The sequence below is a fragment of the Streptomyces millisiae genome, assembly GCF_031845425.1.
GTDB lineage: Bacteria > Actinomycetota > Actinomycetes > Streptomycetales > Streptomycetaceae > Streptomyces > Streptomyces millisiae.
The window spans coordinates 1-439 of record NZ_JAVREM010000331.1; the positions used below are offsets into that span (position 1 = coordinate 1).

General features: G+C 71.5%; 1 protein-coding gene. It reads right to left on the reverse strand.

The features are described 5' to 3' along the window. Window positions 1-387: ATP-binding cassette domain-containing protein (locus tag RNC47_RS36930; RefSeq protein ID WP_311605243.1), on the reverse strand; the 387-nt coding region annotated here is incomplete at its 3' end. Between the last annotated feature and the right edge of the window lie 52 nt (window positions 388-439).

The following is a 439-nucleotide window of genomic DNA, read 5'->3' on the forward strand; positions in this document are numbered from 1 at the left end:
CTCCCGCGCCCGCTCCCGTCCTTCGCGCTTGCCCAGGTGCAGCAGGTCGGCCATGAGGAGCAGGTTCTCCTCGGCGGTGAGCAGGTCGTCGAGCGCGGCGAACTGCCCGGTGACGCCGATCGCGGCCCGCACCCGGTCCGGCGCGGTGGTGAGGTCGTGGCCGGCGATCTGGGCCTGGCCGCCGTCGGCGGCGACGAGCGTGGACAGGATCCGCACGGTGGTGGTCTTGCCCGCGCCGTTCGGCCCGAGCAGCGCGAACACGGTCCCGGCCGGGATGCGCAGGTCGATGCCGTCGAGAACGGTCCGGTCGCCGTAGGACTTGCGCAGCCCGACGGCGGAGACCGCGGCGACCGGCTGCGGACCGTCCCCTCTTTTGGACGTGCTCATGACACTTACAGGCATGGAGCCCTCCCCTTCGAGGAGATGGAGACGATGATGT